The 15,222-nt window shown below is 28.5% G+C and carries 11 protein-coding genes; 1 reads left to right on the top strand and 10 read right to left on the bottom strand.

Translation table 11 applies throughout. The features are described from left to right. Positions 1-147: 147 nt before the first annotated feature. The 9 genes from galU to KEC93_RS23130 form a co-directional block, all read right to left on the bottom strand. A complete protein-coding gene (galU, locus tag KEC93_RS23090; protein ID WP_012060773.1) occupies positions 148-1,023 on the bottom strand; it encodes a UTP--glucose-1-phosphate uridylyltransferase GalU in 876 nt (291 codons plus the stop codon). Positions 1,024-1,206: 183 nt separating this feature from the next. After that, entirely contained in the window at positions 1,207-2,295 is a 1,089-nt protein-coding gene (locus tag KEC93_RS23095) for a Gfo/Idh/MocA family protein (RefSeq protein ID WP_017211257.1), read from the bottom strand. A gap of 187 nt (positions 2,296-2,482) precedes the next feature. Then, entirely contained in the window at positions 2,483-3,088 is a 606-nt protein-coding gene (locus tag KEC93_RS23100; RefSeq protein ID WP_017211258.1) for a sugar transferase, read from the bottom strand. Between the two features lie 110 nt (positions 3,089-3,198). Further along, on the bottom strand, positions 3,199-4,416 hold the full coding sequence (locus tag KEC93_RS23105) for a glycosyltransferase family 4 protein (protein ID WP_017211259.1): 1,218 nt from the start codon (positions 4,414-4,416) through the stop codon (positions 3,199-3,201). 448 nt (positions 4,417-4,864) lie between these two features. Continuing rightward, the gene (locus tag KEC93_RS23110) at positions 4,865-6,574 is read right to left on the bottom strand and encodes a PspC-like choline-binding domain-containing protein (protein WP_077868700.1); all 1,710 of its coding nucleotides are present in this window, start codon (positions 6,572-6,574) and stop codon (positions 4,865-4,867) included. Between the two features lie 157 nt (positions 6,575-6,731). Further along, a complete protein-coding gene (locus KEC93_RS23115; RefSeq protein WP_238892657.1) occupies positions 6,732-7,766 on the bottom strand; it encodes an N-acetylmuramoyl-L-alanine amidase family protein in 1,035 nt (344 codons plus the stop codon). Between the two features lie 229 nt (positions 7,767-7,995). Further along, positions 7,996-9,390, bottom strand: coding sequence for a sensor histidine kinase (locus tag KEC93_RS23120; protein WP_111944655.1), 1,395 nt, complete (start codon positions 9,388-9,390; stop codon positions 7,996-7,998). Between the two features lie 26 nt (positions 9,391-9,416). Beyond that, positions 9,417-10,145, bottom strand: a complete 729-nt coding sequence (locus tag KEC93_RS23125) for a response regulator transcription factor (protein ID WP_077869870.1) — start codon at positions 10,143-10,145, stop codon at positions 9,417-9,419. A 562-nt stretch (positions 10,146-10,707) separates the two neighbouring features. Next, positions 10,708-11,964: a glycosyltransferase gene (locus KEC93_RS23130; RefSeq protein WP_077869869.1), complete on the bottom strand. Its 1,257-nt coding sequence runs from the start codon at positions 11,962-11,964 to the stop codon at positions 10,708-10,710. A gap of 538 nt (positions 11,965-12,502) precedes the next feature. Between KEC93_RS23130 and wecB the strand changes: the two genes are divergently transcribed. Continuing rightward, positions 12,503-13,567 (top strand): non-hydrolyzing UDP-N-acetylglucosamine 2-epimerase, encoded by a 1,065-nt coding sequence (gene wecB, locus KEC93_RS23135; protein ID WP_023976453.1) that lies wholly within the window; start codon positions 12,503-12,505, stop codon positions 13,565-13,567. 149 nt (positions 13,568-13,716) lie between these two features. Here wecB and KEC93_RS23140 read toward each other — a convergent pair whose 3' ends face one another. Beyond that, positions 13,717-15,222, bottom strand: coding sequence for an O-antigen ligase family protein (locus KEC93_RS23140; protein WP_077869868.1), 1,506 nt, complete (start codon positions 15,220-15,222; stop codon positions 13,717-13,719).

Consider the following 15,222-nt stretch of genomic DNA (forward strand, 5'->3'; position numbering starts at 1 on the left):
AATCGTTATTAGTTTCTAAAAGTTTAATTTCTGATATTAGATTTTCATATACATATCAAAACTACTATCGTTATGTATATTTTATAAATTAATAAATCCTAAAATATACTTTAGGATTTATTAATTTAATTACTCTTAATTTATTTTCTAATAATTATTTTCCCATGGCTTAGAACTTAAATAATCTATAAATTCATCTCTTAATTCATCTTTCTTTAAGGCAAATTCTATTGTTGCTTGCAAGAACCCAAGTTTATCTCCAACGTCATATCTTTTACCTTCAAAGTTATATGCATACATGGCCTCAGTTCCAATTAAAGTTTTTAGCGCGTCTGTTAATTGAATCTCTCCACCTTTTCCTGGCTTAGTATTTTCTAATATATTAAATATTTCTGGTGTTATAATATATCTTCCAAGTATAGCAACATTACTTGGTGCTTCTTCGGTATTAGGCTTTTCAACTAAATCTTTTACCTTATAAACTCTATCTTCAACATGTATTCCATCTACTATACCGTACTTGGAAACATTTTCTTTAGCTACTGTTTGAACTCCTAGGATAGTAGTTTTATATTCGCTATAACAGTCTATTAATTGTTTTAAGCATGGTTTTTCGCTATCAACAATATCATCACCTAGTAAAACAGCAAATGGTTCATTTCCAACAAAAGTTTTTGCACAATGAATTGCATGACCTAATCCTCTTGGTTCTTTTTGTCTTATATAATGTATATCAACCATATCAGATATATCTCTTACTAATTCAAGTAATTCTGATTTTCCAGACTTCTCTAATTCTAATTCTAATTCTACTGATTTATCAAAATGATCTTCTATAGATTTTTTGTTTCTACCTGTAATGATTAAGATTTCTTCAATTCCAGAAGCGATTGCTTCTTCAACTATGTATTGAATTGTTGGTTTATCAACTACTGGAAGCATCTCCTTTGGTTGCGCCTTAGTTGCAGGTAAAAATCTTGTTCCAAGACCTGCGGCTGGTATAATAGCTTTTTTTACTTTCACAATATATCATCCTCTCATCTTATTATTGGTAATTTAAATATATTAAGCCATAATAAACAATTCTAATTAATTTTGCCCAACACATTTTTTAAGTATTCCTATTTTATATATACTTTTTACATATTTATGAAATAATAGTTTAAATGTATTCAACAACTTAATACATTTAAACTAAAATCTTTGCTAATTCTCTTTCATATCTAATGTTTTAAAATCTGTTAATGGAAATTTTACTGGCATTCCTGTTTTTCTTGATTTATATGCTGCAAGTATTATAGACATTGCCTTCTTACCTTCTTCTCCCGATACTAGCGGATCTCTATTATCATTTATAGAATCTATTACATCCTTAAATAACGGTGTGTGTCCTTCTCCATATACATTATCTATTTTAACATTTACAGACTTCTTAACCGCTTCTTCATCTTCGCCTTCAAATCTCCATGTTTCAAGCTCATTAACTGCAAGACCACCAATTGATACTGCTCCTGTTTCGCCAAATATACTTAATGTTTCTTCTAGATTTTTAGGATAAACACAAGCTGATCCCTCAACTATTCCAATAGCACCATTTTTGAATCTTATTATTACAGCACCAAAATCTTCAGCTTCAATATCTCTTAGATAAGTATCACATTCGGCATAAACTCTTTCGATTTCTCCACCCATCATCCATTGAAGTAAATCTATATTATGTATACACTGGTTCATAAGTGTACCACCATCTAATGCCCAAGTTCCTCTCCAAGGTGCTTGTTCATAATATCCCATATTCCTATTCCAAAGTATTCTAGCTGTACCATTAACTAATTTTCCAAACTTTTTGTCTTCTATAGCTTCTCTTAATTTCTGTATAGGCTTATTAAACCTATTTTGATGACAAACTCCAAGCTTAACATCGTTTTCTTTAGCCACCTTAATCATTTCATTAGCATCTTCAATAGACATAGCCATTGGCTTTTCTACTAATGCACTAGCTCCTTTTTTCATGCTATGAATAGCAATTTCAGCATGATAGCCACTTTCTGTCGCTATTGTAACCACATCTATATCTTCTTTTTCTAACATTTCTTTATAATCTGTATATACATGCACAGAATCTTCAGCTGCTCCAGTTTTTTCTATGTATTCAGATTTCTTTGCTTCCGCTTTTTCTAAAACCACATCACAAGTCGCTACAAGTTCCGCTTCTTCTACATTTTTAGCTAATGCTTCAACATGCTTATATGAGATTCTTCCGCAACCAATAATAGCAAATTTTAATTTTTTCATATTAATCTACCTCTCTCAAATTAAATACTTTTAATCAAATTCAATAGTTCATAATTTCCTTTAAAGTTAGTTTTACTAATGCATTTAGAACAATATTTTAAATACATACGCTAAAATCACAAGTTAAGAGACTAATTTTAAATAATAGTATTTTAACTTCATTAGCTATCGAAACAATTTTCTTTGATTAAAGGCATTTCACTATTGTTTTAAGTATTATATAAATATCTAAAAATATATTATTTTTATTTATATATTCTAGATTTAATGCAAGTTTATCTGGCATAATTGTGTTTATGTAAAAATCATCAGGATTTTCTGCTTCTCCAAGTAAATCATTTTCATCTCTATATCTAATTGATGCTAAATCTGTTATCCCTGGTTTAACTTCTAGAACCCTTCTCTGTTCCTCATTATACATCTTTACATATCTAGGAACTTCTGGTCTCGGCCCCACTAGGCTCATGTCCCCTTTAAATACATTTATTAATTGTGGAAGTTCATCAAGTTTATATTTTCTTAAAAAAGCACCTATTTTAGTAATTCTGCTATCATTTCCTACAGTAATTTGTCTTCCTAACTTTTCTGCATCCACAACCATAGTCCTAAACTTCAAAATCTCAAATTCTTCATTTTTTTCACCAATTCTTATTTGTTTAAAAAATACAGGTCCATCAGAATCTGTTTTTATTCTAATGGCAATAACTATCAAAATCGGACTTAAAACTATAAGTCCTAAAGTAGAACATATCAAATCAAATATTCTTTTAACTACTTTATTGAATGTATTCATCTATTTACTCCTAATTCATTTATTTCAGAACATATAATATTATATTAACTATTTTACAACTTTTTAGTCAATTCAGCTCATATTATTGAATTTCTTCATAAATTTTTAAGTTATTTTAGTGCATCTAAAAATTTCTCTGCAAGCCCGCGATAAGTATGATTTTCCAACACATAATCCTTACCATTTTGGCCCAAGTTATTTTTTTCATCTTCGCTTAAGTTTCTAATATCCATAACTGCTTTCACAACAGCATCTGGATCTTCTGCTGGTACCGTAATACCACAATTTGAATCCTTCACTGGATCATTCGAAGCCTCAACTGCATATATTACTGGTCTTGCTGCCATCATATAGTCAAATAATTTATTTGGACTTACGCCATAATTAAATAAATTTTGCTTTTTTAGTCCTATATAACATATGTCTAATAATCTTAGTACATTATCCATATTATCTTTAAGTACAGGATCTAGAAATTCAACATTCGTTACATTACTAGTTTTAGCATATTGTATTAATTCATTTTTCACGTTTCCATTTCCAACTAATACATACTTTATTTTTTCATCTGTAGTTTTCTTTGCAGCATCAATCATCGTATCTAATACATTAGCTGGCGAGTGATTTCCTGTATATCCAACTAAGAAATAACCTTCATCTTTTAGTTCTTGTAATCTTTCAATAGTTTTTTCCATAGGAGCATTTTTTTTCTCTCCAACAATTATTCCATTTGGAACATGAACATAATTATCCGCACTAAATCCCCTATCTTTCATATGCCTATCTGCATTAGGTAAAATTGAAATAATTTTATCACAATTTTTAAAAGCAAAATCCTCTGCTCTTTGAAGCATAACTATAGCTGGATTATTCTTAGAATACCCTCCTATTTCCATTGGCGTTAAAGGCCATAAGTCATGTATCTCAAAAAACAGTTTAGCATTACTCCTCTTTGCAATCCTATGAGCTGGATATATATCTAAAGGATAAGTCGAAGATGCTATTACTGCATCTGGTCTATATTTATCGGCAAGTTTCTTATAATTCATTCTCAATTTGAACATGAATGTTGATATATTTTTAATTCTTCCAACTCCATTTCCCTGATATTCTGGAGTTTTAACCCATACATATGTAATTCCATCTATAATTTCTTCTTCGAAATCCTCTTTTATTTGTGGGTTTTTCTTTCGTAAATGTGAAAAATCAGCACCAAGTATGATTACTTTATGTCCCATATCAACCCATTCTCGCCCCATATAATAAGGTCTAAATTCCATTCCATGATAATCAGACCCTGCGTAATGATTTATAAGTAAGATATTCATCTTAATTGCTCCTTTTTTGCATTATAATGTTAATTAACGCTATAGATTATAACATAAGTGAAGCTCAAAATCTATGATTTTGCTAACTGAACTTATCCAGCGAGTGCATGCGAGTCGGATTTCCTTTAAAAAAAGAACTTTAAATCTACCCCCTAACATTATATTAATACCTTCTACTTCATTATCCAACTATGATTTTGCTAGTCTAACTTATCTATAAAATGAAAATTATCAACTTTTCTATAAATTTCTCTCAATTAAAAATCCTCATCTTTACTTTTAATTTTATTTTCAAACTATCATTTTATAAGACTTAATTACTTGACTATATAGCTTATAAATATTTCTCTTAAACCTAAAATCGCACTAATAATTCTTTTTTACTTCACAGAATATAAACTAGCATCTATAATGTTCCATTCATTACAGATGCTAGTTTTATGATAATCTATTTATTAATATTGCTTTCATTTATATTATTAGCACCAATACTACTTGTAGCACTACTATCAACACTTCTTGTATTATTACTATTGTTCTCTTTGTTCGTTTTTTCTTTGCTTCCAGCATAATCATAATCTAGTTCTGAGTCTGGATTAAGCAATAATCCATCATGTCCTAATTTATACTCTTTCCCATTTTTCCCAAGAACAATTGCATCCTTTTGCATAGTTCCATCTTTGTAAAAATAATACCACCCCTTTTCAGTCTTCAACCACCCTATAGCTTTTTCATCATTTTTATAATAATACCAGTCACCATTTCCTTTTCTCCATGATGAATCAGATTCTCTATAATCCTTTTCTTGAGTGGTCTTAATATTAGATTCATTATCTTTTGAAGTATTCTCTTTTGAAATCTCCTCTTTTGGTATAATATCTTTTGGCATTTGCTCAGGCTGTTTGACTTCTTCAGTATTTAATTTAGACTTATTATTAGAATCATCATATTCATTAATATTTTTATAAGTATTTTTCAATGTTAATTTATCATTATCACTTCTTAACTTGTTGGTGTTATCTTGAAAATATTGTGATAAATCATAGACTACATATCTATTTTTTATTTTTTTATTTTCTTTATCATGATATTCTTCCTTAACTAATACATTTTCTGAATCAACCATACGGATACTGATTTTACTATCATCACCATATAATTTAGGAATTTCAATAAGCATATCAAATCCATTTTTCTCAAGCTTAGCTAAATAAATTTTATTAACACTTTTCTCATCATCTTTTTTAATTAGTATATAATCCTTGTAAAAATCATCATAACCATATAGGCTTATATTGTCTAATCTCTCTGCAACTTTATTAACTATATCATATTGGTTAATGTTAATGCTATCTTGATATTTATCATTGCAATCCAAACCTATATATGCCTGTCCCTCAAAACAATATACATAGCTATTTTTAAATTTTTCTTCCTGGCTTACTAGATTTTTATTAAGAACTTTTATATCATCATATTTTTCTATAGTAAAATTACCTTCATTAATCTGTATTTGTTTTACTACATTATTTTGACACATTGCATAGAAGTCTTTTGATATATCATCATAAAATATGCCACTTATAACATCTTCACTATTGCTGTTACATTCAAACTCGTATTTATCATTGCTATTAATGTTATATAATATGTACTTTTTATTTTGCTCCTTATCTTCGGAACGTAAATAATAGTCACTATTTCCAGAAACAGAATACCATCTTGACTGAAATACATTATCTTCATCAGAAAGTAGTTTATATTCCTTTCCAGACTGCCAATTAAAATAACCATTCCTTCCAAAAATTTTATCACCATAAATATTTAATTCTCCATTTAAATAATTATCTGGCAGCTTTACTCCACATTCTTTACTACTTCCATCTTTATTTAAAATAAAGATATTATTATCATATAATTTTTTATTAATATAATCATATTTTATTAAGTATACACTTCCATTATTGTAGCCCAATGGAATCTCCTCATAATCATCATTAATATTATTTTCTATCTCTATGATACTCTTTATATTATTAATACTTACATCTGTATTTAATACTTCAATCTCCTCATGGCCTTTCTTTATGTACTCACCATAATACATGCAAGAAAATATAACTGCTAATAAAGCTATAAAACTAATTATCTTTTTCATCTTTCCCCTCCCAGCACAATACACATATAAATAAAATAGTAATATAAAATAAATCAGAGCAGCCTTATAATTACTTTCTAAGCTAATTCAATAGAAATAATTATAAGGCAAACTTATTACATAATTGTTAAATCAAAATTTAATTGTAATACAGATATTATTTAATCCAACCACCATCTGTACCTAAAACATATTTACTATCGTGGTCTATTATAGTTGTATTTTTTTGCATTACACCATCTTTATTGCAATAATACCACTTACCATTATCTTGAATCCATCCTTTCTCTTTATCCCCCTCTGAATTCATATGATACCAATTTCCATCTACTTGTTTCCACTCATACTTATCATCATCAAATGTAATGTCTGGTGTACTTTTATTAGTTAATGCTCCATCTGCATTTAATATACAATCATTACCTTTCTCACTTTTAACTGTTATACTTTTTTGCATTTTTCCATCATGATCAAAATGGTAGTATAATCCATTATCTAGTTGCCAGCTGTCAACTATTTTAATTCCTTGGTCCCCAAAATAATAATACCAATCATTACCTATCTTTTTCCACTGTTTATGACTCTCTTTATAAGCTTCAGAGCTATCGTAAGTAACTTCTTCTCCATTAACAAGATCATATCCATGCTCACCTACAACTACGCCCTTTTCATTGAGCTTTACTTCTTTGCCAGTAAGATCTTTAACTGTTGTACCCTTTTGCATTTCACCTTTTTCATTATAATAATATATTTTACCATCTACATCACGAACCCATCCTGTTTCTTTATCTGAATCATTACAGTAGTAAATTTTCCCATACTTAATTTTAATATGTGCTCCATATTTATTTAATTCTTCCTTCGACTTATCAGTTATATTGTCGCTAACTTGAGTTCCATCTTCATCAAGCGCTATTCCATTTTCATCAAATTTGAAACTTTTGTCATTTATCTTTAAAGTTGTATTTTTTTGCATTTCGCCATTCTCATTAAAATAGTACCATTTCCCACTAATATTAATCCAACCTGTTTCTTTTTGACCTAATCCATTATAAAAGTATATCTTACCATTCTCTGTAATCATTCCTGTTTGAGTTTTCACTTCTGCATTTGCTGCTGTCATCCCCACTGCTAAAATACTTCCACAAACTAAAACTGCTGCAATTAGTTGATTTAATACTTTTTTCTTCATTAATTTATTCCTCCTCAGATAATAAATATTTAATTTGTACACTTGGTACATCACCTATAATAAACCCATTTTATATACTTTCAATGCTTTTTACATTTTTGTAATTTTCTTGTAGTATTTTATTAATAGTTATTACTTATTTAACACTTCTGTAACATTTTTGTAATACTTTGAAATGATTTTTATATACCTAAAAGGATGCTATAGATATCTAAGTTAAGAATTAGATTTATAGACGGAATAAATAGAAAAATATTTCATCTTTTTTTATTTCATATTTTAAGGAAAACATATTCTTTTGAGCTAATTCATTGCATAAATATAGTCCTAATCCAGAACTTGAAATACTTTCTTCTATATTTCCATCAAATTCATTATATTTAATAAAAGGTTCCAATAGATTTTTAGAAATATTCTCAGGTATTAAAGAAATTTTATTTTTTATTTCAAATATAAAATCATCTTTATTTTTGTCAGATTTACTAAGAGAAATATATATTTCTTTGCCTTTTGAATATTTCAATGCATTATCAATTAAATTTAAAATTATATGCTCAATATCTTCTTTTACAGTTAATACAGCAATTTCATCTATATTAATAATAAACTCTTTATTTAATCGTCTACACCTATCAATTAATCTATCACATATTTCTGCAATTAATATGTTAAGTTTAACCTCTTGCTTTACATCCTTTTTTTTAACACCACATCGTGAAATTTCAAGAAGCTTTTGTATAAGTTCTTTTAATTTTCCACATTCCATCATTATTCTATTAACAGCTCTTTTTTTGAATTCTTCATCTATACTATTTAAATCTTCTTCTTTTAATATTTGAACATATCCGTATATTGAAGTAACTGGAGTCTTAAGCTCATGCGTTGCATTATTAAAAAATTCTTTCGATATATTTTCTAATTTTTTCTTTTCTTCAATCATTTCGTTAAAAGACTTAGTAACTTGTCCAATTTCATCCTTAGATTTTACTGAAATTCTATCAACTTCTTTTCCTTCTCCATATTTTTTCATTTGTACACTAAGCTTTTTTAACGGGCTTATTATTTTATTTATAAAATAATTTAATGCTCCTATTATTACTATTAAAAGAACAATTTGAGCTCCTATAATATTGGTCATTATATTTTTAATACTATCATAATAATCATTATAGCTTTTTTGTATAACTAAACTTGAATCATATTTTCCATTAAGATATATAGGGTAAACATATGTACAAACCAATCCATTTTTAACATTAAATATTATTACCGAGCTTTTTCCTTTTGAATTTTCTAATACATTATTAATACTATTTTCAAATAAGATATTACCTTTATAATCTATTGGGTTATTATTATAATCATACAGTCCCACATAGCAATCATAATTGTTATTAACTTCATACACAGTTTTATTTTTTACTTTAAGATCATCTTCAATAACCATAGCACTATATTTTAAAGTGCTTGTGCTGAACTTTCTAATATTCTCCATATCATCTTTAATATTATTCTTTATATTTGCATAATAAGTATTATATATGAAAATACTTAACCCAAAATTAAATATAATAAGAGCAAATACAATTCCTATCATTATTTTTCCTTTTAGTGTTTTCAGCATATTCTCCACTTCCTAACCTTATGCTTTTATCTTATTACATACCCTACACCAAAAACTGTTTCCACTATCGAATTTTCCTTATCATCACCAAGATTTGCCCTTAACCTTCGTATATGAACATCAACAGTTCTAGTATCCCCGTAATAATCATATCCCCAAACCTCATTTAAAAGCTGCTGTCTATTAAAGACGATCCCTTTATTCTTATATAAATAGCTCAACAAATCGAATTCTTTTCTTTTTAGCATTATCTCTTTCCCATCTTTAATTACCGTTCTTGTATCAAAATTAATAGTGAACTCATCTTTTTTATTCTTATATCCATCGATATCATCTAAATCATTTTCTGAAACAGTACTAGATATATTCTCATGTTCATTATTAAAAATATTTTTACTTACCCTTCTAAAAATAGCATTAATTCTTGCTGTAACTTCTCTTATTTCAAAAGGCTTTGTTATGTAATCATCGGCACCTATTTCCATTCCCAATATTTTATCAATTACATCATCCCTTGCAGTAAGCATAACTATGTAACTTTTTTGGCTCATGATCTTACATAATTCAAAACCACTTATGTCTGGAAGCATTATATCTAACAAAACCAAATGAGGTTCAAATTCTTCAAAAATTTTTAACGCACTTTCCCCATTGTATGCCCCCCTAACTTCAAAATTTTCCTTTGAAAGAGCAAATTTTAAAGTATCGCTAATTGAGAATTCATCTTCTACTACTAGTATCTTCTTTTTTAACATATTACGCCTCCAAATAATAATTATATATTTCAACTCAAATACTATCTATTACATTTTAGAGTATTACTTCATTTAATTCCAATTATATCATAATCATAAACATTAAGAATGGCCAATCCAGTTATAAGGCTAGTCATTCCTTATTGTATCTATGATAAATCTGCTTTATAACGAATTCAGCTCTTACTGGAAGCATTTGCGTAAGTAAACTGTTGATACCTGTAGAATACATAGATATGCTTTTATTATAGAGAGATTACACAGATATTGGCTGAGTCAAAAAGAAGCCATGTATAATGATATGATACTGAATAGATAGAAGCTATGAATAACGTTTAGAACTTTATAGTTGGAAGTGATTCCAATAAAATTGTGAATTTATCAGAAAAATTTAATCTAACAGAAACTCATACTTCTGTTTTCGGAAATTGAGATAATTCTTCAATTATCACTTGAATCATCTTAAATAAAACTTTCTGGCACACTCTCCTTCGTAAATGATCTATAATTAATCATATAAAAAAGTTCTGATAAAAAATAAATCAGAACTTTTTAATTGATTTTATTGAACCGCTCTAATTCCATGTGCAAATTTTCTGAAATTACTATCTGCACAAAAATTTTCAGTCCAAAGTAAACGGCATCTATCACGGAATTTTTGTTTTTCTTCCTCTGATATTTCCGCCATATATTTAATTTTATTTCCAAGCTCCTCAGGATCGAAATCTTTATCCAATAACAATCCAGTTTCACCCTCTTTAACAATCTCAGCCGTACCGCCTACATTAGTCGCAATTGTTGGAATTGAAAAAGAACATGCTTCCATGATACTAACCGGTAATCCTTCTGAACTACTTGTGTTTATGAACAAATCGACTGATTCATTTTTATAATATTCCATTAACTCGGAATTTTTAACACTCCCAGGAAAATTTGTCTCCATAAAATCAAGATTTTCTCTTGCATACTCCTTAATTTGATCCAACCCATCTCCTGCTCCAAAATGTGTCCATTTTAGATTTAATCCCGAATCTTTCAATGTTGCCAGTGACTTTGCCAATAAATCTATACGCTTTACTGGTGAAACATGGCAGCAACTCACAATTCTATATGTTAAGTCTTTTGATCCTTGCGAAGTTCCATAATCTTTTGTCCCAAGATATGCAGTTTTAATTTTATCTGAGCAATCTGGATAAAGCTCCTTTAGATAATTACTTCCATCGTCAGAACATGGATATACCGCGTCTAAATTTCTTAGGAAATAATATCTAAGTGGTATATAATTCATCGAGTTTTCATTAGCATAAAGATCATATCTATGTGTTCTACTTACTACTCTTGTAATCTTTTTACCATAAAGTTCTTTAAGTTTTATTGCCACAAAAGCAATATCATATAACCAATAACTATATAAAGTTATCCCGCTATACTCATCCATATTATATTTTTTAATGATTTCCAAAACTTCTTTTAAAACACTGTTTGCTTTTGCTGTAAAATATGTTAAATAAGCTTTCTTTTTTATGGAGCCACTAATAGCATTGCGTTCTTCTTTATCTACACATCCATTATAATTATAAAATGGAAATAGCTTCACAGCACTAATAGGTAAACTATGCTTTATTTTTGAAGCCTTAATTTTATGTACTTCAAAGTTACTAGGAATACTTCTTGTTTGTATCGCATCATCAGCTACACTAGTTGCTATCACTATTACTTTTTCAAAAGCTTCAGAAAGCATTTTTATTTCGCCTTCTATAAATTCTTCTCCTTTATCAAAAGGAAAAACTTTAGTTAAAAGTACTAAACAGTTTTTCATCTTTTTCCCTCCAGAGTTATAATCAGTATAAGAATAACATATGAAATACTTCATTTCAACAATATGAATATAAGCTTTTACTTTATAATATCACCCATATTATTTCATTTATGAATTTTATATGATAAAATAACGTTATCTGATGTCTAGCCGCTATAGCACTTACTCTTTATGTGAGAGCCTTCTTTCAAAAGTCAGCTGAGTGATTATATAGCAATAATCCAAGTACTCACAGGGAGATGGCAAAGGACAGAACATAAAAACTTTAAATCGAAATCTTATGTTTCTAAAATATAAACTTTAGAAATTCGCTTTTGAGTGGTTTGCTTAGAAGAATCACACTAAATCAATTTTTAATTCTGCGTAAGTGTAATATCATTCGCATACACCTAAACATTGTGGTGATTATTTTTTATAAGTTTAACTAATATTCAGATTGAGATAATTCTTATCTCAAATAAATTTCACTTGATATTTATTTATACGTAAATATAAATAATTCACAAATAAATACCTAAAATTTAAGGAGGCCTATTATATGAAAGTATTAACTGTTATAGGTGCAAGACCACAGTTCATTAAAGCCGCGACAGTATCTAATAAAATTAGAAGAAATGGAAACAGTGAAATTTTAGTACACACAGGGCAGCATTATGATAATAATATGTCCGACATATTCTTTGAGGAGCTTGGAATTCCAAAACCAGATTATAATTTAAACATTGGTTCATCTAATCATGGGCATCAAACTGGTAGCATGTTAATATCTCTTGAAGAAATATACTTAAAAGAAAAGCCAGACATGGTTTTAGTTTATGGCGATACAAATTCAACCCTTGCAGGTAGCCTATGTGCAAGCAAATTATTAATTCCTGTAGCGCACGTTGAAGCTGGTCTTAGAAGTTTCAATAAGGCTATGCCTGAAGAGCAAAATAGAATATTAACAGACCATATATCCGATTTACTTTTCACACCTACTTTAACTGCTTTAAATAACTTAAAGGATGAAAATATTACAAAAGGTGTTCATAATGTCGGCGATGTAATGTATGATGCAATAAATCTCTTTAAAGAAAGAGCTAAAGATATCTCAACAATACTTGACAAACTTGATTTAGCACCAAATAGTTATATACTTTCAACAATACATCGTGCTGAAAACACTAACAGTATTGAAAGATTATCTTCAATCATTACTGCTTTAAATAACTCTGGTAAGAGAATCATACTTCCACTACATCCTAGAACAAAGAAATTTATTGAAACTTATGATTTGCATGTTGGAGAAAATATAAGAATTATTGATCCCGTGGGATATTTAGATATGATTTCTCTTCAGGAAAATTCTCAAAAGATAGTTACAGATAGTGGCGGAGTTCAAAAAGAAGCATACTTCTTAAAGAAACCATGTATAACTATGAGAGATGAAACTGAATGGGTTGAAACTGTAACTAACGGTTGGAACGTTATAGTTGGAAGTAATTCTGATAAGATAATGGAGGCTATAGAAAACTTCAATCCAACTGGTACTCCTGCTTCTGCATTTGGAAGTGGAGACAGTTCTTCAATAATCACAGAAATTATTGAGAAATATTTAGGATAAGTATAAATCAACATATTCTAAACATTTGAAATATAAGACTTTAACAACTAAAAAATAATAAAAAAATGGAAGGTATTCCTTCCATTTTTTATTTGATAATATATTAATATCTGAATTATATTTTAACTTATAAACACTCGTGCTCTCTATTATCCTATTCTATATTCCTTCATTGAGGATGACGATGTTGGTCTATACTCATCACTTTCCTTTTTGTAAACTTGTATACATGCTACTGCAAATCCCATAAGCATCCAATATGAAAATACATATGTTATAGAACTAGGTCCAAAACTCGCTGGTGCAAAAGCTATAAGGCCTGTTACAGCTGCAAAACACATTGGACTCTTTTTCTTTATTCCAATAATCATATTTTGAATTAACAAGTATAAATAGTATATACCATAAAGCGCTAGCCCTGGTAAACCGAAGTCTCCAAGAATTTCTATTGGATAACAGTGCGGGCTATATATATTTCCTGTATTTCCTTGATTTTTAATATATTGTTCAACATTTCCTACTCCATAGCCTAGATAATGTTTCTCTTTTATTGTTCCTCTTAATACATCGCTTACTATTGTCCATCTAACATTAAGAGATCCATCTCCGCCTTCTTGAATTTCTTGATCCCCTAGAGCATCAAGCTTATCTGCAAGACCATTTTTCTTCTGCTCCTGACCAGATTCTGTTTGTGAAATATTCATTATCATATAACTATATTTAAAGGCCACAAAAAGAGAAATCACTAAAATTAATGGGCATACTATCCCCTTTAATCCTATCCTTTTTATATTTATTACAGAATAAATTAGATAAACTATAACTCCAAATGCAGCAGCCACAAAACCTGTTCTTGATGTTGTTATTGAAATCAACGAAAAAGCAATAATTGAAGCAATTATGCAAACTACTTTAAAAAATATGTTCTCAAATTTATATATTGCATAAAAACCAATTGGTAACAGTATTGCAAGAGTAGCCGCTAGGTTATTAGGATTAAATGAAAATGCTATAGGTCTTGCATGTATTAAATCTTGGTCACCTTTTGGTAGAAATTCAATAAATGCATCAGCATAATGTTTAACTGGTAGCTGTCTTCCAAGAATAACTTCTATAAAACCAATCAATATTATAAGTAAAATTAGCGATGATAATATAGTAATTGTTTTTTTAATTCTTTCTCTATTAATGTTATATACCATCATGTTTACAATAAACGCAAACATCATCAAGTAGATAGCTATATACTTTATTGACAAGCTTTTATTTAACGACCATATTATACTAACACACATATATATAAACCAAAGTACATATATTGCTAATACTTTTCTATCCAAGTCCATTAAAATCTGTCTGTCTTTAAATATTCTAAACAATGACATAAGTGTAAATATTCCCAAAACTATATGAAATAAATATACACTTTGCACTCTTGGTACATACAATGTATAGTCATAAAATGCAGAAATTAAAAGTAGTGTATAGAACATATTATATAAATCTTTATCTTTAAGAATAAAAACTACTAATATTACTACTGTCAATATGTACATTATAGATACTATATAACTTCCATTTGCTATTCCTAAAAATCCACTAATAGCAAATATAATAGCTAAAAATATATTTCTAATTACATCTTCTCTCGTCAT

The sequence above is a fragment of the Clostridium beijerinckii genome (assembly GCF_018223745.1).
Lineage (GTDB): Bacteria > Bacillota > Clostridia > Clostridiales > Clostridiaceae > Clostridium > Clostridium beijerinckii.